20 protein-coding genes, 1 tRNA gene and 1 pseudogene are annotated in these 24,250 nt (G+C 43.6%); 14 read left to right on the top strand and 8 right to left on the bottom strand.

The window, feature by feature from the left end:
* Positions 1–290: 290 nt before the first annotated feature.
* The 4 genes from HU824_RS15845 to HU824_RS15830 all read right to left on the bottom strand — a co-directional run bounded on the left by HU824_RS15845 (position 291) and on the right by HU824_RS15830 (position 3,620).
* Positions 291–1,202 carry a hypothetical protein gene (locus HU824_RS15845; protein WP_176469352.1) on the bottom strand — a complete coding sequence of 304 codons (912 nt, stop codon included), beginning with the start codon at positions 1,200–1,202 and terminating at the stop codon, positions 291–293.
* On the bottom strand, positions 1,171–1,383 hold the full coding sequence (locus HU824_RS15840) for a hypothetical protein (RefSeq protein ID WP_176469351.1): 213 nt from the start codon (positions 1,381–1,383) through the stop codon (positions 1,171–1,173). Before HU824_RS15840 ends, HU824_RS15845 begins: the two co-directional genes overlap by 32 nt.
* A 297-nt stretch (positions 1,384–1,680) precedes the next feature.
* Positions 1,681–3,378, bottom strand: a complete 1,698-nt coding sequence (locus HU824_RS15835) for a hypothetical protein (RefSeq protein ID WP_217994218.1) — start codon at positions 3,376–3,378, stop codon at positions 1,681–1,683.
* Between the two features lie 168 nt (positions 3,379–3,546).
* Positions 3,547–3,620, bottom strand: a tRNA-Ala gene (locus HU824_RS15830).
* Between the two features lie 103 nt (positions 3,621–3,723).
* Between HU824_RS15830 and HU824_RS15825 the strand changes: the two genes are divergently transcribed.
* The 9 genes from HU824_RS15825 (at position 3,724) to HU824_RS15785 (ending at position 14,062) form a co-directional block, all read left to right on the top strand.
* The gene (locus tag HU824_RS15825; protein ID WP_136009413.1) at positions 3,724–4,029 is read left to right on the top strand and encodes a DUF4286 family protein; all 306 of its coding nucleotides are present in this window, start codon (positions 3,724–3,726) and stop codon (positions 4,027–4,029) included.
* On the top strand, positions 4,026–4,604 hold the full coding sequence (gene ruvC, locus HU824_RS15820) for a crossover junction endodeoxyribonuclease RuvC (protein ID WP_136009414.1): 579 nt from the start codon (positions 4,026–4,028) through the stop codon (positions 4,602–4,604). Before HU824_RS15825 ends, ruvC begins: the two co-directional genes overlap by 4 nt.
* Positions 4,605–4,628: 24 nt before the next feature.
* On the top strand, positions 4,629–6,626 hold the full coding sequence (gene pulA, locus HU824_RS15815; protein WP_136009415.1) for a type I pullulanase: 1,998 nt from the start codon (positions 4,629–4,631) through the stop codon (positions 6,624–6,626).
* Positions 6,627–6,636: 10 nt separating this feature from the next.
* The gene (locus tag HU824_RS15810; RefSeq protein ID WP_136009504.1) at positions 6,637–8,106 is read left to right on the top strand and encodes an ATP-binding cassette domain-containing protein; all 1,470 of its coding nucleotides are present in this window, start codon (positions 6,637–6,639) and stop codon (positions 8,104–8,106) included.
* A gap of 18 nt (positions 8,107–8,124) precedes the next feature.
* Positions 8,125–9,417 carry a hypothetical protein gene (locus HU824_RS15805; RefSeq protein ID WP_136009416.1) on the top strand — a complete coding sequence of 431 codons (1,293 nt, stop codon included), beginning with the start codon at positions 8,125–8,127 and terminating at the stop codon, positions 9,415–9,417.
* A 177-nt stretch (positions 9,418–9,594) separates the two neighbouring features.
* Positions 9,595–10,812 carry a 6-bladed beta-propeller gene (locus HU824_RS15800; RefSeq protein ID WP_176469349.1) on the top strand — a complete coding sequence of 406 codons (1,218 nt, stop codon included), beginning with the start codon at positions 9,595–9,597 and terminating at the stop codon, positions 10,810–10,812.
* A gap of 98 nt (positions 10,813–10,910) precedes the next feature.
* Positions 10,911–11,345, top strand: coding sequence for a hypothetical protein (locus HU824_RS15795; RefSeq protein ID WP_136009418.1), 435 nt, complete (start codon positions 10,911–10,913; stop codon positions 11,343–11,345).
* Positions 11,346–11,450: 105 nt separating this feature from the next.
* A complete protein-coding gene (locus HU824_RS15790) occupies positions 11,451–13,349 on the top strand; it encodes an LTA synthase family protein (RefSeq protein ID WP_176469348.1) in 1,899 nt (632 codons plus the stop codon).
* 32 nt (positions 13,350–13,381) lie between these two features.
* Entirely contained in the window at positions 13,382–14,062 is a 681-nt protein-coding gene (locus tag HU824_RS15785; protein WP_176469347.1) for a phosphatase PAP2 family protein, read from the top strand.
* Here the strand turns inward: HU824_RS15785 and HU824_RS15780 are convergent.
* Positions 14,059–16,596 carry a carboxypeptidase-like regulatory domain-containing protein gene (locus tag HU824_RS15780; protein WP_176469346.1) on the bottom strand — a complete coding sequence of 846 codons (2,538 nt, stop codon included), beginning with the start codon at positions 16,594–16,596 and terminating at the stop codon, positions 14,059–14,061. The genes HU824_RS15785 and HU824_RS15780 overlap by 4 nt on opposite strands.
* 218 nt (positions 16,597–16,814) lie before the next feature.
* Positions 16,815–17,678, bottom strand: a complete 864-nt coding sequence (locus HU824_RS15775) for a GLPGLI family protein (RefSeq protein WP_176469345.1) — start codon at positions 17,676–17,678, stop codon at positions 16,815–16,817.
* 215 nt (positions 17,679–17,893) lie between these two features.
* Between HU824_RS15775 and HU824_RS15770 the strand changes: the two genes are divergently transcribed.
* From HU824_RS15770 to HU824_RS15760, 3 genes and pseudogenes are all read left to right on the top strand, one after another.
* Positions 17,894–19,429 carry a sensor histidine kinase KdpD gene (locus tag HU824_RS15770; RefSeq protein WP_176469344.1) on the top strand — a complete coding sequence of 512 codons (1,536 nt, stop codon included), beginning with the start codon at positions 17,894–17,896 and terminating at the stop codon, positions 19,427–19,429.
* A 45-nt stretch (positions 19,430–19,474) separates the two neighbouring features.
* Positions 19,475–20,158 (top strand): response regulator transcription factor, encoded by a 684-nt coding sequence (locus HU824_RS15765; RefSeq protein WP_176469343.1) that lies wholly within the window; start codon positions 19,475–19,477, stop codon positions 20,156–20,158.
* Positions 20,159–20,283: 125 nt separating this feature from the next.
* Positions 20,284–20,408 (top strand): annotated as a pseudogene (locus HU824_RS15760) (mechanosensitive ion channel family protein); the annotation flags it as partial.
* Here the strand turns inward: HU824_RS15760 and HU824_RS15755 are convergent.
* Both HU824_RS15755 and HU824_RS15750 read right to left on the bottom strand, forming a co-directional pair.
* On the bottom strand, positions 20,405–21,463 hold the full coding sequence (locus HU824_RS15755; RefSeq protein ID WP_176469342.1) for an endonuclease/exonuclease/phosphatase family protein: 1,059 nt from the start codon (positions 21,461–21,463) through the stop codon (positions 20,405–20,407). The pseudogene HU824_RS15760 and the gene HU824_RS15755 sit on opposite strands and share 4 nt — an antisense overlap.
* A gap of 39 nt (positions 21,464–21,502) precedes the next feature.
* A complete protein-coding gene (locus HU824_RS15750) occupies positions 21,503–22,960 on the bottom strand; it encodes an aminoacyl-histidine dipeptidase (RefSeq protein ID WP_176469341.1) in 1,458 nt (485 codons plus the stop codon).
* Positions 22,961–23,198: 238 nt separating this feature from the next.
* On the opposite strand from HU824_RS15750, the gene HU824_RS15745 reads away from it, so the two are divergent.
* Positions 23,199–23,432, top strand: a complete 234-nt coding sequence (locus HU824_RS15745; protein ID WP_005835814.1) for a hypothetical protein — start codon at positions 23,199–23,201, stop codon at positions 23,430–23,432.
* A gap of 25 nt (positions 23,433–23,457) precedes the next feature.
* Complete coding sequence (locus tag HU824_RS15740; RefSeq protein WP_009036606.1) at positions 23,458–24,060, top strand: OmpH family outer membrane protein; 603 nt, start codon at positions 23,458–23,460, stop codon at positions 24,058–24,060.
* The last annotated feature ends 190 nt before the right edge of the window (positions 24,061–24,250 follow it).

Raw genomic sequence — 24,250 nt, 5'->3', positions numbered from 1 at the left:
ACAAAACGAACTTACGTGACCTGTTCGATAAGACTGATTTCAACGATATCAAAGAACTCGATTATCCCCTTTTTGAAGGACTATTTGATTAATTTTTTAACTCGTCCATTTTTATTGGACACTAATGATATTCATAGATTTATTTGAATACGATTATTTTTTGAATACATAATAATATAATGCTACGCATTTTTGTACTACATAAAACTTTAATTGATAATTAATTAAATCAAAAAAGGCTGCTCTCGCAGGGGGCTTTGCTAATACCCCCATCAAAAGCAACCTTAATCTTAAAGTTGGAAAATTGAGATAACCTTTCCACCATAACGAAAACGTAGTAATCTATTGGAGAAGTAATACAGCATATCAAAGAGTAAATCTTGACTTTGTAATTGTGAAGATAATGTAACCATTAATAGGTCATCGGGAATAGCTTCACCTTTCCATTGGTAAAACTCTTTCAAATGCTCATTCTTTATCGTCAACTCTACCCGATAGTCTTTATCTTTAAGCCCATTCCATTGCGGTATATACTTCTTGTTTGATTTTTCCAACTCTCTTTTCTTATCATATATTTTTAATGATAGTCCGTCTTGTTTCTTGGGATTTATACAAATAGTTAAAGTCCTTAAACGACATTGGTCTCCCGTTTGTATGTGCAAGATTTCATCTAACACCTCTTTTTTATCGGAGCGTACCTTTCCATTTAATATCACCTCATAATCATCGTTAAACTGTGCATACCTAATCTTCTTTGCGAAGTTTATATTCGTATCTAACGCTACGTGCAAATCCGTAATATTGTTGAAGCTTAATCCTAATTCATCCGCAATATAATCCACACAAGCCAACCAATTGCACTTACTGCCGTCATATATGCCAAACACGTCATAGAAGACCCAATTTTCGATATACAACCACACGTAATTAACTTTATCATCCCCCATGCTACGCAATTTCGTCTTTAATGTAGCAAGTTTCCTCTCAACGAAGCCGTTACCGGCTTCGCCGAAAGGAAACTTAATCATTACATGAAAACTGTTTGCAAACAAAGCCTCATCACTTGGTACACGTACAAGCGTAAAACTATTATCACTGTCTTCCAATTTATCATATTCATTCAATTTCCTTATAACTTCATCCGTTGCCCGATAGCAAAGGGTCAACTTATCAATGCTTATTATACTCTTTTTCTTTCTCATGTCTTTCTGATTTTACTCTGTTATTTTTATGATATTCTTTTAGGGAAGCACTAAGATGTTCTTTGTGCTCCTTAGTCTTCTTCAAGCATTGAAGACTTTGGGAAATGTGCTTGCAATGAGTTGCCGATTTCTTTCGTCCTCGCAGGCGCATACTAATTTTCTTTTTGGTTTCTTCTTTCATATACTACTCATTATATTATATATAAATAAGTAGTTAGATAAGTAGGAAAGTTCAATATTTAGCCCCACTATTTTTTTCTGGAAAAAATCTTATACACATGGCAAACGGCTGTAAGGTAGATAGGTTGAAACATACGCCAATTTTAAGAGCGCGGATACATAGTACCATACTTGCGTATTCTTATTTCATTTTTAACCCTGCCCATTCCGATAAACTGCGCTACAAATATGTCAGAAAGGGATTTTAACTATTTCTGTAACCACACAATCCAAAGAACAATACGTTTACCTAACAGTGTTATTTCAGTCCCTCTATTAGTGGGTTATAATAAATTGTTCCGTCTGCTGCCATTACATAACCATTAACTAAATCCGTTTCGCTATTATCTACTATCGCTTGTTTTATCGCATCCTCACTACCTAATAGTTCTATATATTCTTCGGCTTTGAGAAGTAGGCTATCTTTATTTTTTATATCTTCATTGGCTTTCTTTAAATCCTTTGTGGTTAATTCTATCTTGTGTTGTAATTTCCCGTTGCTACTTGCTAATTCTACTATTGTGCCGATATAGGTTGAATCGGGATTATTGGCTTGCTCTTTCTTAAATGCGATATCTTTATTTTTATTACCAACTACTTCATCGTGAAGTAAAACAATTTCGTCTAAATTGTTTTTGTATGAGTTTTGAAATATTTGTTTATACTTGGGTGTTGCCTTGTCATAGTGTTGAACCATTTCTATCGTTTGTCCCGTGTATTTTCTAATTTGTTCGTAAGTCCATTCCCTAGCTGAAAGCATAGTAATGAAACTTCGTCTTCCTGTATGTGTCGCAATCAATTCATATCTTTGTTTTTTTAATTCAGTTGGTTTGGAATCTCCTGCATAGTGTATAGATTGCAACTCTTCTCCTTTTATTCCTGCTTCCTTTGCAATTCTCTTTATATTTTTGTTAATTGTATCTTTGCTGCATTTGGGCAACTTACATTTATATTTGTCAATAATTAAATGTCTCGCAATTTCAAAAATTAATTTTATTTCCATTTTTTTGTTAGGCGTTTTTCTTGGGGCAAAGGTAATAAAGAAGTCTCCGTTTATTTCCTCTATTTTGTTGTCAATTTCTAACAAGTCTGATACACGGCAACCTAATGTGCATTCAAGAATAAATAAGTCTTTTATTATTTCGTCTTTTTCATTTTTACATTTGTAGTTGTATAATTTCATCACTTCGTCATTTCGCAATGCAATATGATTGTCTGATGATTTATCGTCAAATTGTTTTGTCTTTATTGTGCTAATATCATTTTCTGTTAGTGCTTGCTGTTTTCTGGCTGAAAGTATGACTGCTGATTTTGCGTATTTGATAATAGAGTTGATTGTGCTGATTGTATAAGGCTCTCCATTTGGTTGAAAATAATTATTTAACAGATATAGCGAAAATGCTGTAAAAAACTCTGTTGTGAATTGGGAGTAAGTGTTTACGTTTTTTTTCTCCTCTTCTTCTAAGTACTTAAGATAGAAAGAAAGAGCGGGAACGCCTTTATCACAATAGTTTTTTATTGTTGCATTGCCTATTGTTGTTGCATTAAATACATCTTTCTTTATTTGTGTAATGATGTCTTTGATTCCTGTGTTTTCATTTTTCTTGGGTCTACCCATATTTATATACTTTTTTAAAATGGTTTCAATCTCTAAATTATTCTCATTGTCAATTTTGCAAATATACTCCTTAAATAGAATAAATTTGTTAAAAATGTCTGTAATTCTATTGTTTGCAATTTCGTTATTGCGATTATCTGAAGATGGAATGATTTTACTGGTATATGCCCGTTGTACTTCGGTACACCAATGTTTAGGGTAGACTTTTACCCCTAAATGAAACTTGATTTGTTTCTTGTTCAAATTGACAATGAATAGAATGGAAGTCGGTTTCTTGCTTTTAGGCTCTGATAGATAGAACTTTCCACTGAGTTCGTTGGGAAAAAATTGGTGTTGCATACGGTGTTAAGACTTACCTTAATTATCAGTGGTTTACAATAATCACGGTAAGGATTTACGGTAAGGATTCACGGTAAAAATATCTCTGTTTTTTGCTTTATTAAGTAAAACTCCCGTAACCCTTAACAAAAAGAAAACCACTGACTCATTGTGAATCAGTGGTCTAAGTGGAGCGTATGAGACTCGAACTCATCACCTCGACACTGCCAGTGTCGCGCTCTAGCCAGATGAGCTAACGCCCCGTTGCCAACGTTTGCGGGCTTGCTTTCATTTTTGATGGTGCAAATATAATGCATTATTCTGAAATAATTGCTATGTTTGCGAAAGAATTTGAAAAAATAAGTTATGCTGATATATAATACCACTTATCATGTAGAGAAAGGAGAAGACAAAAACTTCCTGATATGGATGCAGGAACACTATCTTCCCGAGGTAGAAAAGAATGGAATATTGTATGCTCCACGTATAGCCCGTATCTTGAGTCATATTGAGGAAGGAAGTATCTGTTATTCTGTTCAGTTTGAGGTAGAAAACTCTGCCAAATTGCATCGTTGGCATCAAGAGCAAGGAGTGAAACTGAATGAGGAATTACTGAATATCTTTAAGAATAAAGTGATTGGATTTCCTACATTGATGGAGGTAATAATGTGATACAACCGGTCAAAGAGAAAATAATATTGGGTATAGACCCTGGTACCACCATTATGGGGTATGGAGTATTGCGTGTGGCAGGTGTCAAGCCAGAAATGATAGCTATGGGAATTATTGACCTCCGCAAATTTGGAGACCACTATCTGAAGTTACGCCATATTCATGAACGGATACTGAGTATCATAGAGAGTTATTTGCCTGATGAGCTTGCTATTGAAGCCCCTTTCTTTGGAAAGAATGTACAGTCCATGTTGAAGTTGGGGCGTGCGCAAGGCGTAGCAATGGCAGCTGCTTTGAGTAGGGATATTCCCATTACGGAATATGCTCCTTTAAAAATAAAGATGGCAATCACCGGAAACGGACAAGCATCCAAGGAACAGGTGGCGAACATGTTGCAGCGTATGCTGCATTTTCCTAAAGAGGATATGCCTACTTTTATGGATGCAACGGACGGGCTTGCTGCTGCCTATTGTCACTTTCTGCAGATGGGGCGTCCCACGGTGGAGAAAGGCTATCATGGCTGGAAAGACTTTATTGCCAAAAATCCGGATAAGGTGAAGAAGTATAAGAATTGAAATGTAGAATATAAAAATAATATCATGAAATTGAATGAACTTGCTATCATTGGAGTGGCTGCGACAACGGTTGTAAGCTGCACTCCCGCGAAGACGGAGTATGCTTCGTACGAACTTTACCCTGTCCGTTCGGGTAGTCTGACAGAGATGGAATATACACCTGCTGCCACGCAATTCACATTATGGGCGCCTACGGCGGATGAAGTTCGCCTGATGTTGTTCGAAGCAGGAGATGGAGGTCATGCCTACGAAACTATTTCAATGGAATCATCTGAAGAAGGGACTTGGAAAGCTAAAGTTGAAAAGGACTTGATAGGTAAATTCTACACATTCAATGTGAAAATCAATGATAAGTGGTTGGGGGATACTCCGGGTATCAATGCCAAAGCTGTAGGGGTGAATGGAAAGCGTGCCGCCATCATCGACATGAAATCCACAGACCCCGAAGGATGGGCAGATGATAAACGTCCGGCATTGGACTCTCCTGCCGATGTGATTCTTTATGAAATGCACCATCGTGATATATCCATTGATTCGTCGTCGGGTATTGAGCATAAAGGAAAGTTCCTGGCATTGACAGAACAGGGAACGGTAAGTCCTGATGGGCTGGCAACCGGCATTGACCATCTGAAAGAATTGGGAGTGACACATGTACATCTCCTTCCGTCTTATGACTATGCCTCCGTTGATGAGACAAAGCTGGACGAGAACAAGTATAATTGGGGATATGATCCGCAGAACTACAATGTGCCTGACGGCTCTTATTCCACTGACCCTTATAAGCCGGATGTTCGTATCCGCGAATTCAAGCAGATGGTGCAGGCTTTGCACAAAGCTGGTATCCGTGTTGTTCTGGATGTGGTGTATAACCATACTTTCAATACATCTGACAGCAATTTCGAACGTACAGTTCCAGGATACTTTTATCGTCAGCGGCCGGATGGAACGTATGCAAACGGTTCGGCTTGTGGCAATGAAACTGCCAGCAACCGTCCGATGATGCGTAAATACATGATAGAGTCTGTGTTACATTGGATTAATGAATATCACATTGACGGCTTCCGTTTTGACTTGATGGGTATCCATGACATCGAGACAATGAACGAAATCCGTAAGGCGGCAACGTCTGTAGATTCGACTATATTTATATATGGTGAAGGATGGGCGGCGTCGGCTCCACAGATGGCGGAAGATTCTCTGGCAATGAAAGCCAATACTTATAAGATGCCGGGTGTTGCTGCTTTCTCTGACGAAATGCGTGATGCTTTGCGCGGTCCGTTCAATGACAATCATCAAGGTGCTTTCCTTGCCGGATTGCCGGGAGGAGAGGAGAGCATAAAGTTTGGTATTGTAGGAGCCATCAGGCATCCGCAAGTAAATAATGACTCTGTGAATTATAGTAAGGCTCCGTGGGCGGAACAACCTACACAGATGATTAGCTATGTTTCCTGCCATGATGATATGTGCTTGGTGGATAGGCTGAAAGCAAGTATCCCGGGTATTACTCCCGTAGAATTGGCAAAGCTTGACAAACTGGCGCAAACAGCCGTATTCACTTCCCAAGGTGTACCGTTTATTTATGCCGGTGAGGAAGTGATGCGTGACAAGAAGGGAGTACACAATAGTTTTGAGAGTCCCGATTCCATCAATGCGATTGATTGGAGACGAAAGGCGGAGCATGCAGATGTATTTGCTTATTATAAAGGTTTGATACAGCTTCGTAAGAAGCATCCGGCTTTCCGTATGGGTGATGCGGATTTGGTGCGTAAACATTTGGAATTTCTACCGGTTGACGGCAGCAATGTGGTGGCTTACCGTCTGAAAGAAAATGCCAACGGTGATGCTTGGGGAGATATTATAGTAGTCTTGAATGCCCGTAAGGAGCCTGCCAAACTTACCGTACCCGAAGGTAAATATACAGTGGTCTGCAAGGATGGCTTTATCAATGAACAAGGTTTGGGTACACTGTACGGCCCCGAAGTTGTTGTTCCGGCCCAATCGGCACTGATTATGTATAAATGATGATTGGATGATGCAGCAACATACAATACACATAGCGGGGGGCGTAGTACGCAACCCGCTTGTTCGTTTGACAGAGCCTGTCACCCTTGATTTTCTGGCAGGAGAACACATTGCCATTGTAGGACCGAACGGAGCCGGAAAGAGTCTTTTGGTGGATATGCTGACGGGAAAGTATCCATTGCGTGATGGTGAGCTTACCTATGATTTCTCTCCCTCCCTCACGAAAACTGCCTATGACAATATCAGATACATTGCTTTCCGTGATACTTACGGTTCCGCCGATGCCAATTATTACTATCAACAGCGTTGGAATGCCCACGACCTGGAGGATGCTCCGTCGATACGCGAAGTACTGGGAGAAGTAAAGGACGATGCCTTGAGGCAACGACTATTTGAACTTTTCAGCATAGAGCCGATGCTTGACAAGAAAATCATTCTTCTCAGTAGTGGGGAACTCCGTAAGTTTCAGCTGACTAAGGCTCTATTGTCCGCTCCCCGAATTCTTATCATGGATAATCCTTTCATCGGGTTGGATGCGCCTACACGCGAACTGCTCTCCGGTTTGTTGGAACAGCTTACCAGGCTGGGCGGGTTGCAAATTGTCCTTGTGCTTTCCATGTTGGATGATATACCTTCATTTGTTACACACGTTGTTTCGGTAGATGGTATGAAGGTGAGCGGGAAGATGAAGCGCGAGGAGTATGTGCAGGCATTCTGTGTGGACAATCAGATACATATTCGGGAAGAAGCCGGTGCTTTGGAGGAATTGCGGCGGCGTATTTTTGATTTACCCTATGAGCATACGGATTTTACTTCCGATGAAGTGGTGAAGTTGAACGGGGTCAGTATCCGTTACGATGACCGTATCATTCTGAAGGAGCTGGATTGGACAGTGATGCGTGGGGAGAAGTGGGCGTTGAGTGGCGAGAACGGTTCCGGTAAGTCTACGTTACTCAGTCTGGTATGTGCCGATAATCCACAGTCGTACGCTTGTGATATCAGTCTTTTCGGACGGAAGCGCGGGACGGGGGAGAGTATTTGGGAAATCAAGAGACACATCGGTTACGTCAGTCCGGAGATGCATCGTTCTTATCTGAAGAACCTGCCTGCCATGGAGATTGTAGCTTCCGGTCTGCACGACAGTATCGGACTGTATAAGCGTCCTCACGCAGAACAGATGTCGGTATGCGAGTGGTGGATGGATATTTTCGGTATTGCCGCCTTGAAAGACAAGCCTTTTCTGCAACTTTCCAGTGGTGAACAACGTCTGGCGTTGTTGGCGCGTGCTTTCGTGAAAGACCCGGAATTGCTGATTTTGGATGAACCGCTTCATGGACTTGATACTTACAACCGTCGTCGGGTCAAGAAGATTATAGAAGCATTCTGCCACCGAAGAGATAAAACGATGATTATGGTGACTCATTATGAAAACGAGTTGCCGGGTACGATTACGAATCGGCTATTTTTGAAACGCAACTGATAATAATACTACAAAAAAATGAAGTACGGAATTCTTTACCTGTTGCTTCTGCTTTTCTTGTTGGTTTCTTGTGGAAAACAGCGTCTGGCATCGGAGCCTATGCGTCCCGATTCTGCTAGAGTGGCTTGGATTTTTTATAAGAAAATCTGGGCTGTATCCGCATTGGATAGTGTGGAAAGATATGCAAATCTGACATGTCGTTATCTTTCGGATAAAGAACTCACAGCAAGAGTGAATTACGGTGTGGCGCTTCGTTGCATGAAGTTAGGAATGTTTGAACGGGCTTTGGTCTATTATAGGAAAACAGGTGACGGGGCAGATACTTGGATACAGGGAGAAGTGTGTAGGGCCATGCCCGAGGCTTATGCCGGTATGGGGCGTTATTTGGATGCAGTCCGTTGTCTGGATTCCATACGCGATTGCAGGCAGTCTCGTTCCGTCATACCGCATTATTGCCTGGCTAAGGGAAACCTGTATGCCATGACAGGACAAGTTGATTCGGCCTGCCGTTACTATGAAAGTGCTGCTCGTTCGCTGAATCGTTGGGTGGCAGGTGTAGCTTCGCGGCGATTGAGTGCTTTTCATGCTTCGCGTGGCAAGGATAGCTTAGCTTATAATCTGGCATTGAAAGCGGATAAGATACTGATACGTGAAATCCAAAAGGAAGAAGCTACAGAAAATCGTGAGAATTATGAGAAAGAGAAAATGCAGAATGAACTGAATCGTTTGAGGATAGACAAGCAGCGGCAAGAAATCATGGTATTATCCCTTGGACTGATTGTGGTTCTGATTGTTTTTGTTTTCTATTTTGTATCGCAGCGTCGAAAACGCCAGACCGACCTCTTGTTGTTGCAGGAGAAAACGATTCGACTGGAACAGACCCGACAGTTGCTGGTGCAGGCAGAGGAGTTGACGCTTTTGCGTGAAAAGGAATCGCAGTTGCGCGAGTCTTTATTTCGCCGTATGAAGTCTTTTCATAAGATTCCTTCTTTGGAAGACAACGACCGGAAAGAAACAGATACCAACCTGCGCATTGCTTTGAGTAAAGAGGACTGGGACGATATCCGGCAGACGGTGGATAAGAGTTATGATAACTTTACGCAACGGCTGAAACGGAGTTTTCCTTCTTTGTCGGAGAAGGATGTCAATTTTTGTTGTCTGGTGAAGATTGGAGTCAGTATAAAAGACCTTTCAGATATTTATTGTATCAGTCGCACATCCGTTAGCCGTAAAAAGCAGCGGGTGAAAAAAGATAAGTTCGGATTGACTGCCGAAGATGATACTTTGGATTCTTTTTTGCGGCATTTTTAGAACTATGTGGCAAAATGTCTATATGATACTTTCTTTGTATATAGGTTATATATCTGTATTATAGTTAAATATAAAAGAAAGAAACTTCCGCTTTTGTCTATCGCGAGAATTGTGTTATTGCAATTTCTACTCTAATTTTGTTCTCATTCTATTCATGAATTTAAAAAGAATGAGGACATGAAAAACAAAAAACAGATGAGGGTCTTTTCCTTATTGATGGGGGTGGCTTTATTGGCAGGTTGCAATGGAGCCGGTAAAAAAGCAACGGATGGTTTGGCAGACTATCCGATGGTAAATTCTTTGGCCGGGCAGTCGGTGGTAGGTTCTGTGGAGGTAATGAATGGCGATTCGGTATGGGTCTGTGACTTTTCTAAATTAAAAGATACGGTTACTTTGCCTTTAAGTGCTATTGCGGAAGAGTTTCAAGTGGTGAAATTGGATAACAGTGACGAGGCGCTGGTTCCGGCAGGAGGTGTTTTGGTTTCGGACAATTATATATTGGTATATGGCAGGCAGCAGACACCTTTTAAACTATTTGACAAGTCCGGCAGGTTTCTGGCGAATATAGGCTCTTTCGGACAAGGGCCGGGTGAGTATCAGCTGGTGTATGATGCACAGATTGACGAGGCGTCGGAGCGTATTTATATCCTGCCCTGGAATGCAAAAGCTTTGCTTGCTTATGACTTGAAAGGTCAGTATGTACAGAGCATTCCTCTGCCCACACTGGTTCCGAAGGGGAAATTTAAAGTGGACAGTAAAAATTCCACTCTATCGGTATTCATCCTTCCTTTCAATAATCTGCTCTATGCGGCATGGCGTCAGGACCTTCAGGGGAATCTGCTGGATACCATTCCCGGACGTCATTTGGCGGTGCGTCCGGACTTCAGTAACGAGGTATTTAGTAACAAGGTGAACGGAAAGTTCGATGTATCTTTATTTACTTTCTTTGAACTTCGTCCCGATACGCTTTATCATTTTGAAGAGGGACGTTTGAATCCGCGTTTTACGGTGGATTTCGAGATGAAGGAAATCCCGATACATTTTTATCAGGAATTGCCCCACTGTTTTGTGGGCGACGTGACGGTAAAGAAGCAGGTAAGTGAGAATAGCTATGTCACTGAGGCTCCGTCCTGTTATATCATGGACAAGAAGACGTTGAAAGGTGCTTTCTACAGATTGGTGAATGACTATCTGGGAGACATGCCCGCCTATCTTACGGTGAATGGTGATTACTATATTCTCAATATGGAGCCAGCCAAGCTAAAAGATGCTTTGGAGAAACATCTGGAAATCAAGACAAATCTTTCTTCCAAAGAACGCGAACGCTTGCAGAAGTTGGCAGATAGCATCCATGAGAATGACAATAACTATATATTATATGCTAAATTGAGATAAACCATGAAATATGTTTGTTTTCTTGTTGGTACTTTTCTCTTTTTCGACTTGCAAATAGAGAGCGGAAAAAAGAACCGGTTGTTGCCGATACTCTGTCTGTGACCGTAGAACCGGTACGTTCTGTTGAACCGTCTTTGGTTGCCGGAAGTGTCACTTTGAGCGAGGATGATTTAGTGCAGAGTTGCGGTAGTGCTCGCGGAACGGCATATTTGTATGAAACGACTGCTTCTAAGCTGTATGCCGCAGATACTACCGGCACTCTAAAGTCGGTTCCTGTAAAATTCGAGGCCATAAAAGGGAGCAGCTATTCTAGCAAGCAAATAGTCATGGCGGCGCCTGATACACTCTATTCGGTAGATAACGTCAGGGGAGGCAAGGCACTTTTCCGCATGGTATTGCAAGGTGACTCAACGGTGACGGAGCAGATTTACAATCTCTCTTTCAGTAAAAAACACAAGGGGTGGGCTGCTTATATAGGAGACTTCCTTTATGAGTTGCCGGAAGATGTATTGCGTGGTCAACAAGCACTATAAATGCTATAAGCCTATCTTTCAATGTAATTATTGACTGATATTGGCGAGAAATAGAATAAAAAGGTTTATTTTTGCGCCTTATATTAAATATATGATAAGGCACTGATGAAAGATAGGCTCATAGGATTTATTAAGACATACTGCTTGTTTGTCTGTATTTTTGTGTTGCAGAAACCACTATTTATGCTGTTTTACAAGTCGCTGTATCCGGACGCCTCGTGTGCGGACTGGTTCAGTGTCGCTTGGCATGGGTTACCTTTGGACTTGTCTTTGGCTGGTTATCTGACGGCTATTCCAGGTTTCCTTTTCATTGCTTCCGTATGGACGCTTTCTAAATCCCTTCATCGCATCTGGTGCGGGTATTTCCTCTTTGTTTCAGTTCTTATTTCCATAATTTTTACTGTCGATTTAGGACTGTACGAGTATTGGGGATTTCGTTTGGATGCTACTCCGTTATTCTATTTCTTTTCTTCTCCTAAAGATGCAGTGGCCAGCGTCAGCATCTGGATGGTGCTGGGAGGAATTGTGGCAATGGCTGTGTATGCTGTCGTACTCTATGCTGTTTTTTACAACATCTTGTTGCAGAAGAAACAGCTGCTGCGGATGAAACTGCCTTATCGTCGTCTGAAGATGTCGGGCATACTGTTGCTGATGACGGGGTTGCTGTTTATTCCTATCCGTGGAGGCTTTACGGTATCTACCATGAATGTGGGGAAAGTCTATTTCAGTGCCGAGCAGCGTCTGAACCATGCAGCTATCAACCCTGCATTCAGCCTGATGGAATCCCTTGCCAAGCAGAAGGACTTCAGCAAGCAGTACCGTTTTATGGAAGCTGCGGAGGCCGACCGGCTTTTTAAAGACATGCTTGAGCCTGCAGTAGTCGGTGGTCAAACGGAAGAGACTGACTCTGTGCTGCAAGCTACTGACTCGCTGCATACTTTATTCAATACTCAGCGTCCCGATGTACTCTTTGTGATTCTTGAGAGTTTTTCCTCCAGGTTGATGACAGCTTTGGGAGGTGAGCCGAATATTGCCATCCATCTAGATAGTCTGAGTAAAGAAGGGGTACTCTTTACGAACTTCTACGCCAACAGTTTCCGTACGGACCGTGGACTGGTGGCTATCTTGAGCGGTTATCCTGCCCAGCCCACCACGAGTATCATGAAATATCCCCGCAAGACGCAGTCTATTCCTGCCATTGCAGGCAGCTTGCGGAAGGCGGGTTATGGTACCAAGTATTATTATGGCGGTGATGCCGACTTTACCAATATGCGTTCCTACCTGATGTCATCGGGCTTTGAAGATATTGTTTCCGATCAGGACTTTCCCGTAACGGAACGTTTAAGTAAGTGGGGGGCGCACGACCATCTCGTATTCAACCGTCTGCTGGAAGACTTGAAAACCGAAGCAGCCGAAGGAACTGCCGAAGAGAAAACTCCTCATTTCCGTGTCTTGCAGACCTCCAGCAGCCACGAGCCTTTTGAAGTACCTTTCCGTCGTCTGGAGAATGACCGGCTGAACGCCTTTGCCTATACGGATAGTTGTGCAGGCGATTTTGTAAGACAGTTTCGTGAGTTGCCCCAGTGGAAGAATACGGTGATTGTGTTTGTTCCAGACCACTTGGGAGCTTATCCCGAACATATCGACAATTTGTCGGTAGAACGCTACCGGATACCTCTGTTGATGGTGGGCGGTGCCGTCCGAGAGCCGAGGCGCATTGACGTCTATGGCTCGCAACATGACATTGCAGCCACGTTGCTGGCCCAATTGGCGCTGCCCCATGAAGAGTTTGTTTTCAGTAAAGATATGCTTAATCCCGCTTCCCCTCATTTCGCGTTCTTTACCGTACCCGATGCTTTCGGTATGGTGACAGCGGACAACCGGGTGATATTCAATTGCCAGGCAGGTGCTGTGATATTGGATGAGGGTACGGCAAAGGGGAAGAATCTGCCTTTGGGCAAAGCCTATCTGCAAAAATTGTATGACGATATAGCAAAAAGATAGAGGAAGATAATTAAAGTATAAGAGTATAAAGTATGACAGCACTTATGGATGCCTTGCAAGGGGCGATAGATATAGACACAAACATATTCCTTTTCATCAATGGGATGCACAATACGTATTTCGATTATTTTATGAGCGCCTACAGCGGTAAGTGGGTCTGGGTGCCGATGTATGCTGCCATTTGGTATGTGATGCTGCGCAACTTCCATTGGAAAGTGACTTTGTGCTGCATGGTCGGTCTGGCACTCGTAATTACCATTGCCGACCAGACGGGGGCAACATTGATACGCCCGTATGTGGAACGCCTTCGTCCCGCCAATCTGGAAAATCCCATATCCGACATGGTGCATATCGTAAACGGGTATCGGGGAGGGCGTTATGGATTCCCCTCCTGTCATGCTGCCAATACTTTTGGCCTGGCATTCTTTGTCTGGTTTCTTTTCCGTAAACGATGGCTCACTGTGTTTATGATGGGATGGGCGTTGCTGACCTGCTATTCACGTATCTACTTGGGAGTGCATTATCCGGGCGATCTCATCGTGGGAACATTGGTTGGATTGATTGCCGCATACATTGTATATCGCCTTTTCCTGAAAGTCAGCGGGTATAAGACCATGAAGAAAGTCCCCCATATTTATGCTCCCATATTGGTGGGCGGATTGACGATAGTTGGGATATTGATATATTCCACGGTGATGATATTGCAGGCTTAGAACTGATGATTTATCGTCACCATTGCTTCCCTCGGACGTATATTTAGTCGTGAAGTGTAGCTTTGCGTGGTGGAATACGTGGTGTAAGCATATTCTTTTTTGTTGAACAGGTTGTTGAGGCTTGCTTCCAATCTCCATTTTTTTCTTTTATAGATAAGGGATGCATCTGCGAACACGGTGTTGAGATGTGCGTCCCCTCCTAAGTCATTCCGGTAATGCTCGCCGGATAGCCGTAGGTCTACCTGCCCGATACTGAATGTGAGATGTAGCCGTTGTACGAAGTCCAGTAACGGGGTGAGACGGGTATCACTTCCTATCTTACTGCCGCCATAGCCTAATGTGGCATGATATTCCGCTTCAAAAACATCTGCGGGCGACCAGATTATTTTAGGCTCTGCTTTCAGATAATCATAACGATAGGTCTGCAGAAGACTTTGCCGGTTACCCTCGCTGTCAGCCAGGCGGGTAAGCTGTTCGCCATTGCTGCGACTGAGTAGTAGGGTGAGTGAGGTTTTCAAATGCCAGTCGTATATACCTTTGGACAAAGTACTGCTGAGATTCCAGCTATCGTTATGGTTCGGTAGTTCACGACGAGTGTAGACAATGGCATTTTCGGAAACACTCTGTTCGAAAAGAGTATTCCGGTTGCTGCGGCTGTAGGTTAGTGCGGCAGTGATGAAAAATTCCTGTACAGTGTTTTTGTACTCTCCGTAGAGATTGTAGGTTTGCGTGAGGCTGGTAGGGAAGGGTCCGTTGCCGTCTCGCCAGGTGCGGTAATCAGTTTGGTAGAGTCCCGGATACAAGTCGGAGAAGTCTCCTGCCGAGCGTTTCAGACTGCCATAAAGGGAGAACGTCCAATGATAATCCAGTTTATAGCGCAAATACATGGACGGATTGAAGAACAGGAACGAACGCTGTTGTGAGAAATACCGATCTGCTTTCAGAGGAAGCGAAAGTGTAGCCAGCCATTTTCCACGTTCCAGCTGGAAGTAGGGGGTAATATGCAATGACAGATGCGAAGCATTGAAATCATTGGGCTGTCTTGTCAGAGTATATTTCAGGGTAGCCCGTTCTCCTTGTATTCCTGCCTTATATTGTTGGGTAAATCCATCATACTTTCGTAGATATGCGGCACTGTTATCTGTGTAGAAGTTGTGCTGGTTGAATTTACTTTTTCCTTCTTCGAGTAGTAAGGATGCAGGCTGGTAAGCATACTGTGTCGTCGAACGAAATTCCCAGGTTCCGTTTTCCCGGTTTCGGATAAGATTGAAGTAGTTTCCGGCACTTAGCTGTGAAGTTTGCAGAGTTTGTCCCAGTTCCTCCGAATGTCCGCGATTTGTTTCTCCGTCTACGGTGAAGCGGTTGGATATATAATTCCGGCTGCTGTTGTCTTCATAACGCAGTTCCAGATTAGCGATGTCACTTCTCAGACGATAATGGTAGGTTTCGTCTATTTGTATGGTATCTGTCGGTTGATAGTAGATTTGGGTATTTCCCCGTTGCTGTCGGATTAGCTCACGAGTATATCCGGCTTGCAGGCGTAAGCTGCGGTCATCATTCCATTTGTACATACGGTTGCCGTTCAGGGTGTGGGTTTCATTGAATAATAAGCGATTCTTGTCTAATGGTGCGCTGATGCCCGGCTGGGAGAGAAAACCGGAAAGCGGAACTTGTTGCTGGCCATTTCCGGTCAGTTTGGTTTGCTCGTTGCTGAGGTCCTTGCCATTGTTATTTGTCTTGTAATTATAGACACTCTGTTTTCCTTTACCCAGTTGAAGGGCATTCAGTCTGCCTTCCCACAGGATTTTGTTGTTGTCACTCCATCCGGTTCCCAGAGTACCGTTTGCTATCCATTGATCGCGTGCTTTCGGATCCAGTTTCAGGTTCAATGCCACCTCATCGGAATTGATTTTTCCTTTCAAGGCCTTTACTGACTGATAGTTCTCCATGATTTCCGCACTCTTTACGGCTTTGGCACTCAGGTTGTTGTTGATTTGGTTATAACGTCCGCCTGTCACGTCCATTCCTTCCACAAAGTAGTGGTCGATGGCTTTCCCTTTATACTTAACCTGTCCGTTTTCATCTACATCTACGCCCGGAAGTTTCTTCAATACATCCTTTATGTGCACATCTTTAGATGATGCAAACTGCGCCAAGTCATATCTCACCGTATCTTTTCGGGTATTGATACGTCCGGGACGTATTTGTACTTCTTTTAATACGATGGCTTCCGGTTGTAGGCTGAGGTTCAGGATTCCTGCCGCATTGATATTCCGCATTTCTCTCTTATAGCCTAACAAAGAAATATTGAGTTGCAGCATTCCGCTATGCTTCCACGGCAAAGAAAATTGTCCTTTGGCATCGGTCAATGCATAGTCTATCGTTATGTTTCCGCGTAATACACTAATCATTACAGCTTCTAGCGGTTGATTGGTTTCTGCATCTGTTATCTTGCCGCTCAACGTCTGTGCGCAGGTAGGCGACAAGAAACGAAAGAGAAACAGGGAAAATAGAATGATAGTTTTTTTATTCATACACTGCAATAATTGATTGTTTGGCAATTGAAGTTTGTTGTAATTTTTATACAATTATGATAGTTTCATAATCCGTTGATTATCAATGCGTAAAAAAGAGGGTATTTAAGTATACGACTGAATGGCATTCACTATACGACTGAATAGGGTTCAGTATACGACTGAAATGCATTCAGTATGCGATAGATTTCACGAATGCTTACGGGTGTGGAGAAATATTATCGTTCCAGTGGATTATAAGGAACGTTTTTCGGGTTCTTGGTTGCATTGCCGTGTTCATCACTAACCTTAATGGTGACGTTCGGCATGCTTCCGGTGATAAATCCTACCGGATCGGCATAATAACGTTCGTGCACTTTGTTGTATGCTTTGCGGTTCATCGGTTCGTGCTTCTTTCCGTCGAAAAGTATCGGCCGATATGTGTGGCATTGCTCTACACCTGTGGCAGTGAATGAATAATGCCCTTCACTGTCTTCGGCTTTCAGTATCAGTCCGGGCAGTCCGCAAAGCTTCCATGGACCTTCGCTGACGGGTATTTCTGCAGTAAACCATGCCGTCCATGTACGGCCTTTGAATTGACATTCGGCTTTGCTGCAAAGGTAGGAGAGGACACTATCGTTTTCTGCCAGTATTTTCCACTGCGGACGTTCATCCGTTTCTTCGCAACGTAGGCGGGATATGCCTGCCACTTCATCGAGAGTCGTTACTTTTCCGGCAGGATAACCTCTGAAGGTTCGTTCGCTCAGTTTGCTTGTTCCGTATTGTTTCAGATGTTCATTAATCGTTTCCTGCGAGGCTTTATTGGCGAAGTCTACTGCCAGTACAGAGTCGCAAACATACTTGGTGTAACTGTAGAACTTAGAGAGATTTTTACCGACTTCCAGCATCATGGTTTCTTCCGTAATATTTTCCGGCTTTTCCGTATTACTGATACAGCGCGTTTCATATTGCACAAGGATTTGTGCTTCACCGATGGTATCATTCTGTATTTTCGTTCCATCAGAAACGATGATTTGTGCCTTCGCTTGTGATGCGAACAATATAGCGAGACACAGATTGAGGAAAATAATTCTTGCACTCATAGTTTTTACATTTTTAGAGGTTTTACATATTGCTTCCAGCGATTATTGTACTGCAAAACTATGCGGATTTTGCTTCAGAAGAGGCTGAAAGTTATTACTGAAATATTACTCAATGCATAATATCTGCCTCGCACGTACCTATATTTGCAAGCTAACTTCTACCTTTGCCGGTACTAAATGAAAGTCTTTCTAAGTGAGACTAAAAAAGAACAATTATGGAACAACGGATTAAGATCGTTTGGATATTCTCCATCGCATCGATACTGCTTATTACCTGCGGACAGGTCTACTGGTTGCGTAATCAGTATCAGTATATGAATGATGAACAAATCAATGATATTTATGATTGCATCTTGCAGACCACCCAACAGTATGACTCTATCCGTACTCCCCAACCCAAAAAGGTGCTTAGCAATACCAATATGTTCTTCTATCACCTGAGCAAATCCATTGATTTGGAAAAGCGGACCACTATCGACGAATTAATTTTGGGTGTTCTGAAAGGGCGGGACTTGGAGAGCTTGGGCCAAAAGAATACAGAAACTCTCAAAATAGAGCAGCAGGACTCTGCCAGTACAGATGATAAAGAAAGAGAGGCAAAGCGTAGGGAATGGGCATTGGCGTTAGACACCCTTTTGCCGGAAGAGCGGCTCATTGCGAAGGATTCATTCAAAATCAATATGTCCGATAAAGATGCTCCTAATTTGAACTCTATTATTAATCTTTATCGTTTGGAGTTGGATGTGCCTTTTGCGTTGCAGCAATTTGATTCCTTGCTTGCCATACGTTTGGACGAACAAACGTTTACTACGCATCTGGTGGTTTCCGAAGATTCCATTTACCAGTGGAATGCGGAACTGAAACGGCAAGGTACATTGTTCAATCCATATATAGAAGTAATGTATCCTTATAATCCCCTGAAACGCCAGTTTGTGCTTGTTTCCGTGAAGGTTTCACCTCATGTGGTACTTGTGCGTATGGGTTGGCAGTTAGTGGGCAGTACATGTCTGATATTTCTGCTGGGGCTTTGTCTGCTGTTTCAGATAAAAACCATCTTGAAGCAACGGCGGATAGATGAACTGCGAAAAAGCTTTGTAAACACTATGATACATGAACTGAAACGTCCCGTCCAGGCTCTGAAAATGTGTATAGCCTTTCTCAATGACAAGTCTATGCGAACAGATGAGAAAGCGATGGATGAAGTGATTCACGATTCCATGTCCGAGCTGGATAACTTGTCGGCCTATCTTTCAAAACTACGTGATATGACGCGTGCCGATGATGAACACACGCAGCTTTCCGTCCGTACATTTGATATAAAGACGAGTTTGGAAAAGCTTGTCCGGCTTTACCATGTTCCTGAGGATAAGGATGTTGCTATTGAAACCCATTTCAGTTCGGAGACTCTGGTAACGGCAGACCCGGTGCATGTTTCTAATATTATCAGTAATTTGATAGAGAACGCCGTAAAGTATTCGGGCAAGTCTGTGCATATTGTTGTAGATTGCCTTTTGCAGGATTACCAATTGACGATACGGGTGTCTGATGATGGCATCGGCATTCCGGTTTCCGAACAGAACCGTGTATTCGATAAGTTTTATCGGGGCAGTAATCTTCCCGACCGTTCGTTGCCCGGCATTGGTCTGGGGTTGAGCTATGTAAAGTTGCTGGTAGAGGCGCATCATGGAAGCATTTCTTTAAATAGTCAGGCAGGCAAGGGAACAATGATTGAAATTAATATTCCTCAATAAGTCCGTGCTAACCCGCATAATCCCTACTCTAAAATAACCAATGATATGAAAGCCTTGAAAATACTTTTTGCCGATGATGATTTGAAATATTCAATGCTGCTGAAGCGCTTTCTTGAGAAGGAAGGCTATGAAGTGACTTATGCCGGAAACGGGGAAATTGCTCTGGAACAATTTCCGCTCATAAAGCCTGATTTGGTATTGCTCGATATCAATATGCCCGGTTACAATGGCTTTGAAGTGGCTGAACGCATCCGCGAGACGGATAAACACGTCCTGATCTTTTTCCTTTCCGACCGTAGCGATGAGGCCGACCGCCTGCAAGGATTCCAACTGAAGGCGAACGATTATCTTGCCAAACCTTTCTATCCGAAAGAGCTGACAGCGCGTATCCGCGAGCGTTTCACTTCGCAGTTGTCCGGCGTGGCGGAGAATGAGATGTATGCTTTCGGCCATTCCGTATTCAATTACAGTACGAACGAGATTCGTACGGGAAATAGTAAGGTGCTGATTACTTCCCGTCAAGCCGATATCCTTCGCTTGCTGGCGCTGAATGTGAATAAGACTGTCAGCCGCGATATGTTGCTGGATGCCGTGTGGGGCACTGCCTCATATGCCAATTCCCTTGCCTTGAATGTACAGATGTCCTATCTGCGGCGGGCACTAAAAAACGATCCGGCCGTGAGGATTGAGTCGTTGATGAAAAAGGGGTATATGCTTGCCGTTCTCTGAAAAACATCTTCATCTTTGGATTTATTATAGGAGTAAGAAGTTCCAAAGAAAAAGAGCTTATGATGAGTTTAGAAGGATGGATGAACGAAGTCCTGATAGGTTGGGGAATAGACCCAAGGTTTGCCGAAATATATTTCTTTTCGCGCAACAAAGTTTGGAAAGAGTACGAGCGCATTCAGTCCGACATCTCGACCATTTGTTGGTTATAGCGCAGAAGTTTGATTTGAAGCTGTATCAGTATTCCGATTAATATATCAACCGGAACTCCGCATATACAGGCAAGTGGTCGCTGTATCCTCCTTGATACTTCATCCCGTAGTAGGTGCGGAAAGGTTGCTGCCCTCCGTATTTCTTGTCTCTTGTCAGTAGGAAGGGCGGGCGGAATACATCCGACTTTGCTTCCTCCGTACGTAGTGATGAGTGTTCTTGCAACAGCGTGCCCGATACGATGATGTGGTCTAGCAGTCCCCATTCTCCTTGATACCTGTAGCTGCCGAAGTGCTTGCGTGCCTTGGCTTTTTCTGCCAGCAGATGATAAAGCTTTTGTGGACGTAGAGAGTCTTGCAATGTTGACGGTGCTACCGCCTCCAACACCTCCTTTACCGATTTATTCTCCGGATAATCGTTGAAATCCCCTAAAAGGACAATTTGCGGATGTCGGCGTATCGTGTATAGACTGTCTATGGCATACTTCACCTTTCGGGCAGCCAGTAGCCGGTAAGGTTCAGACTCTCTTGCCCCTCCCGAACGGGATGGGAAGTGAGCTACCAGTACATCAAGCGTATCCCGATTCAGCAACAATCCGCTGACGTGAAGAATGTCCCGTGTGGGACGGCTATTCTTCCGGGGCTTGTCTACGGGGAGGCTCTGATAGGAAAGCAGTTTGAAAAGATTACGTTGATACAACAGCGCTATGTCGATGCCGCGTTCGTCGGGAGACTGTGTCATCACATACCGGTAGTCTGCTTCGCGCAAGGCGGAGTAGCGGGTAAGGTTGCGCATCACACTGTCATTCTCCACCTCACACAAGGCAACAAGGGCAGGCGGCGTCCATCCTCCGGTGGCGATGATGACGCGGGCTATATTGTCCAGTTTCTTTCTGTATTTGGAGTAGTTCCAATGCCGGACGGCATCCGGCAGGAACTCGTAGTCATTCTTTAGTGTATCATGTCGGCAGTCGAATAGGTTTTCTACGTTGTAGCTTACTATCCGAAACGTGAGGGTATCTTTTCCTTCTTGCCCGTACAGAGTGATGTACGGGCAGAGAAGGAAGAGTATAACTCCTATCTTATAGATAACGTTCATACAAACTATTCCCGTTCCCTTTTAAGGAACGAGGGATATTTATTTCACTGGTATGTGCTTCAGTATATCCAGCAGATGGTCCCAGAACTTCTGTACGGTAGGAATCAGCATCCGTTCGTCGGGAGAGTGTACACCCTGCAGGGTAGGTCCGAAGGAAATCATGTCCAGTGCCGGGTATTTGTCAAGGAACAGTCCGCATTCCAAACCTGCATGGATAGCTTTTACCTTGGCATCTACACCGAACAAGCGTTTGTAGGACTCGACAGCCACTTCCAGAATTTCTGAATGCGGGTTGGGTTTCCAGCCCGGATATCCGTCTCCGAAGGATACGGCTGCTCCACCCATTTCGAATACAGTGCGCACCATATTGGCAATGTCTTGTTTGGAGGAGGCGGTAGAGCTGCGCTGGCTGGTCTCGATGCGGATGATATGGCCGGGTTTCATCTTTACGGAGGCCAGGTTGGTGGAGGTTTCCACCAACCCCGGAATGTCTTGGCTCATGGCATATACACCGTGAGGTGCGGCATAGATGGTTTGCAGCAATCGCTTGGCGGTATCTTTGTCAATGGCTTTGGGACGGGCTGCTTCCGATTCGAGCACGAATTGGAGGTCCGGGTCAACGACGGCATATTCTGCCTCCACTTCGGCGGCAAAGACATTCAAGTCTGTGCGCAGGGCATGCTTGTCGGCATCGGGTATGGCAATTACCGCGTGTGCTTCGCGGGCAATGGCATTGCGCAGGTTACCACCGTCTATTTCGCAAAGGTACATGTCGTACTTCTGGGATGCCTGGCTCAGGAAGCGGTTCAGCAGTTTGTTGGCATTGCCACGCCCCAGGTGTATGTCGCCGCCGGAGTGTCCGCCTTTCAGCCCCTTTACCTGCACTTTGCAGCAGAAGTATCCTGCAGGTACGTCCACTTCCCGGTAGGTGAACTCGCCAACGGAATCTATGCCTCCTGCACAGCCGATGAAGAGCTCGCCTTCATCTTCGGAATCAAGGTTCAGCAGAATGTCTCCGTTCATGAAACCTTCTTTCAGTGCAAAGGCACCGGTCAGTCCGGTCTCCTCGTCCACGGTGAATAAGCATTCGACAGGACCGTGTTCAATGCTGTCGTCGGCAAGGATAGCCAGTTCGGTGGCTACACCGATGCCGTTGTCGGCTCCCAAGGTAGTACCTTTGGCTTTCAGCCATTCGCCGTCAATTTCGGTTTCGATAGGGTCGGTCAGGAAATCGTGCTTCACGTCGTTGTTCTTTTCGCATACCATGTCGATGTGCGATTGAAGTACGACAGTCTTGCGGTTTTCCATGCCCGGAGTGGCGGGTTTCTTTATCAGAACGTTTCCGGCTCCGTCCACTTTTGTTTCCAACTTATGTTTTTCTCCGAATGCTTTTAAGTAAGCAATGATTTTCTCCTCCTCCTTAGAAGGACGCGGCACTTGGCAGATTTCCTCGAAATAGTGAAATACACCGGCCGGTTTCAAGTCTTTTTTTTCCATAATTATCTGAATTAACAGCTGCCTTACATGCGTTTATGCAGCCTTCATTATCAATTGTCAATTATTAATTCTCCATTAAATTAACCGCTTATTGCTAAATATGGTTAAAATGGTTGGCTATTTTATTCCCCTTTCTCTTTTTTTAGAGTAAAAAAGGCGTGTTAGTCCAACCAAAGCCCTATATTTGCACCCACAAAAATAGTAAAAACGCTATTTTCATGTAACAAAATTAATGGAAATGCTTGATACAATATTGATAACTCTGTTAATAGTTGCTATTTGCATTGTTTTATTGGGTGTAAAGGTCTTTTTTGTGAAAGGCGGCAGGTTTCCTAATGGGCATGTCAGTGGCAATAAGGCTATGCGCGATAGAGGTATCGGCTGTGTGCAGTCGCAGGATAGGGAAGCGCAACGCAAATCCCGTTTTTCCATTGATGAACTGGAAAAAGCCTTAAACGATAGTATGAACTAAATTTTAAAAACAATATTTATCAATTATGAAGAGATTAAACTACCTCATGAACGGTCTGGCAGCTCTCGCACTGATCGTTTTATTTGCTCAATGTGCCGGCAATACTGATAAACAGACAACAAACGCTCCTGCACAAGCCGGCGGATTATCGGAAATGAAAATTGCTTATGTTGAAATAGATACGCTTTTGGCAAAATACAACTATTGCATAGACTTGAATGAGGCTATGGTGAAGAAAGGAGAGAATGTCCGCCTGACCCTGAACCAGAAAGCCAGCGAGCTGGAGAAGCAGAAACAGGAATTCCAGACAAAGTACCAGAACAACGCTTATCTTTCTCAGGAGAGAGCGCAGCAGGAATACAACCGCATTGCCAAATTGGAGCAGGATTTGCAAAATTTGAGCAACAAGCTGCAGTCTGAGCTGATGAGTGAGAATGAAAAGAACAGCTTGCAGTTGCGTGATTCTATCAATGCTTTCCTGAAGGAGTACAATAAGACAAAAGGTTACAGCATGATTATCAGCAATACGGGTTTTGATAATCTGCTCTATGCAGACAGTGTCTACAACATCACTCGTGAGATTCTGGATGGTCTGAATGCAAGATACTCTTCTCCGGTGAAGAAATAATATATATCCTAATGATATAAGAAATAAGGATGTACTTTCGGTACATCCTTTTTTATAGGAGGGTGAATTCTAAGTCCTCTCCAAACAATATCTATAAAATCTTACCCAAGTTTACGAACATTAACGTATCCTTGGGTAAGTTTGTATATAGACATAACTACTCTTCAGAAGTGTATAGCTACTTCCTAAA

The sequence above is a fragment of the Bacteroides sp. L10-4 genome (genome assembly GCF_013373675.1).
GTDB classification, from domain to species: Bacteria; Bacteroidota; Bacteroidia; order Bacteroidales; family Bacteroidaceae; genus Bacteroides; species Bacteroides muris.
Note: the sequence above shows the minus strand (reverse complement) of the source record. Positions and strands in the feature narration are given on the sequence as shown.

Excerpts from the sequence above, each read along its gene's own strand:
- HU824_RS15845 (WP_176469352.1), bottom strand. The coding sequence starts at position 1,202 with ATGAGAAAGAAAAAGAGTATAATAAGCATTGATAAGTTGACCCTTTGC.
- HU824_RS15840 (WP_176469351.1), bottom strand. The coding sequence starts at position 1,383 with ATGAAAGAAGAAACCAAAAAGAAAATTAGTATGCGCCTGCGAGGACGA.
- HU824_RS15835 (WP_217994218.1), bottom strand. The coding sequence starts at position 3,378 with ATGCAACACCAATTTTTTCCCAACGAACTCAGTGGAAAGTTCTATCTA.
- HU824_RS15825 (WP_136009413.1), top strand. The coding sequence starts at position 3,724 with ATGCTGATATATAATACCACTTATCATGTAGAGAAAGGAGAAGACAAA.
- pulA (WP_136009415.1), top strand. The coding sequence starts at position 4,629 with ATGAAATTGAATGAACTTGCTATCATTGGAGTGGCTGCGACAACGGTT.
- HU824_RS15810 (WP_136009504.1), top strand. The coding sequence starts at position 6,637 with ATGCAGCAACATACAATACACATAGCGGGGGGCGTAGTACGCAACCCG.
- HU824_RS15805 (WP_136009416.1), top strand. The coding sequence starts at position 8,125 with ATGAAGTACGGAATTCTTTACCTGTTGCTTCTGCTTTTCTTGTTGGTT.
- HU824_RS15800 (WP_176469349.1), top strand. The coding sequence starts at position 9,595 with ATGAAAAACAAAAAACAGATGAGGGTCTTTTCCTTATTGATGGGGGTG.
- HU824_RS15790 (WP_176469348.1), top strand. The coding sequence starts at position 11,451 with ATGAAAGATAGGCTCATAGGATTTATTAAGACATACTGCTTGTTTGTC.
- HU824_RS15785 (WP_176469347.1), top strand. The coding sequence starts at position 13,382 with ATGACAGCACTTATGGATGCCTTGCAAGGGGCGATAGATATAGACACA.
- HU824_RS15780 (WP_176469346.1), bottom strand. The coding sequence starts at position 16,596 with ATGAATAAAAAAACTATCATTCTATTTTCCCTGTTTCTCTTTCGTTTC.
- HU824_RS15775 (WP_176469345.1), bottom strand. The coding sequence starts at position 17,678 with ATGAGTGCAAGAATTATTTTCCTCAATCTGTGTCTCGCTATATTGTTC.
- HU824_RS15770 (WP_176469344.1), top strand. The coding sequence starts at position 17,894 with ATGGAACAACGGATTAAGATCGTTTGGATATTCTCCATCGCATCGATA.
- HU824_RS15765 (WP_176469343.1), top strand. The coding sequence starts at position 19,475 with ATGAAAGCCTTGAAAATACTTTTTGCCGATGATGATTTGAAATATTCA.
- HU824_RS15755 (WP_176469342.1), bottom strand. The coding sequence starts at position 21,463 with ATGAACGTTATCTATAAGATAGGAGTTATACTCTTCCTTCTCTGCCCG.
- HU824_RS15750 (WP_176469341.1), bottom strand. The coding sequence starts at position 22,960 with ATGGAAAAAAAAGACTTGAAACCGGCCGGTGTATTTCACTATTTCGAG.
- HU824_RS15745 (WP_005835814.1), top strand. The coding sequence starts at position 23,199 with ATGCTTGATACAATATTGATAACTCTGTTAATAGTTGCTATTTGCATT.
- HU824_RS15740 (WP_009036606.1), top strand. The coding sequence starts at position 23,458 with ATGAAGAGATTAAACTACCTCATGAACGGTCTGGCAGCTCTCGCACTG.